General features: G+C 70.3%; 1 protein-coding gene. It reads left to right on the top strand.

Annotation, left to right across the window (positions count from 1 at the left end; all coding sequences use genetic code 11):
• On the top strand, nt 1-1,358 hold a 1,358-nt coding region (locus tag K1Y73_RS21905), incomplete at both ends, for a glycosyltransferase (RefSeq protein WP_225030531.1).

Genomic DNA, 1,358 nt, shown 5'->3' with positions numbered 1-1,358 from the left:
TCTGCCGCGGTGGCGTTGCTGGCGCTGCTGGCGCTGGCGCTTCTGATCCTGGCGCCGCGCGCGGCCGTTCTGCTGGCGCTGGGCGCGGCGGTTCTGGCGCTGGTTCTGGGCATGGCGCTGAAACTGGCCGCCACCCTGGCCGCTTTGGCCCCCGCCCCGCCCGAGCCGCCCGCGCCGCGCATCGCCCGCCTGCCCGAAGTCTCGCTTCTGGTGGCGCTGTACCGTGAGGCCGATATTGCCGCCCGACTGGTGCGGCGCCTGTCGCGGCTGGATTATCCGCGCGATCTGCTGGATGTCATTCTGGTGGTCGAGGCCGAGGATCAGGTCACCGCCGCCGCCCTGGACGCCGCCGATCTGCCGCCCTGGATGCGGGTGATCCGCGCGCCCCCGGGCCGGATCAAGACCAAGCCGCGGGCGCTGAACCTGGCGCTGGACCATTGCCGGGGCAGCATCGTCGGCATCTATGACGCCGAAGACGCGCCAGAGCCCGACCAGATCCGCAAGGTGGTGGAGCGGTTTCATGCCCGCGGCCCGGATGTCGCCTGCCTGCAGGGTGTGCTGGATTATTACAATCCGCGCACCAACTGGCTGTCGCGCTGTTTCACGCTGGAATATGCCGGCTGGTTCCGGCTGATCCTGCCCGGCATCGCCCGGCTGGGCCTGGCCGTGCCCCTGGGCGGCACGACGCTGTTCTTCCGCCGCAGCGTTCTGGAAAAGCTGGGCGCCTGGGACGCGCATAACGTGACCGAGGATGCCGATCTGGGCATCCGCCTGGCCCGGCACGGCTACCGCACCGAATTGATCGACACCGTCACCGCGGAAGAGGCGAATTGCCGGCCGATCGCCTGGATCAAGCAACGCTCGCGCTGGATCAAGGGCTATATGATGACCTGGATCGTGCATACGCGCGATCCGGTTCTGCTGTGGCGCCAGCTGGGGGCCTGGCGCTTTCTGGGGTTTCAGGTCATGGTCCTGGGCTCGGTCCTGCAGGCACTGCTGGCGCCCCTGTTGTGGAGCTTCTGGGCCCTGGCGCTGGGCCTGCCGCATCCGCTGCAGGCCGCATTGCCGCCGGGCGGCATTTCGGCGCTGGTCGGGCTGTTCCTGCTGGCCGAGGCGCTGTCGATCACGCTTGGGCTGGTTGCGCTGCGCCGCAGCGGCCACCGGCTGTCGCCGCTTTGGGTGCCGACGCTGCATCTGTATCACCCGCTGGCCGCCCTGGCCGCCTATAAGGCGCTGGCCGAGATGATCACCCGCCCCTTCTACTGGGACAAGACCCGCCACGGCCTGTTCGACGGCCCCGATCCGCCCGAGGGCCTGGCGGCCGCCCCGCCGATCCCCGCCCCACCGCCCGGCGCGGC

It is taken from the genome of Xinfangfangia pollutisoli (genome assembly GCF_020179405.1).
Lineage (GTDB): Bacteria > Pseudomonadota > Alphaproteobacteria > Rhodobacterales > Rhodobacteraceae > Pseudogemmobacter > Pseudogemmobacter pollutisoli.
This window is presented reverse-complemented; position numbering and strand designations above follow the sequence as displayed.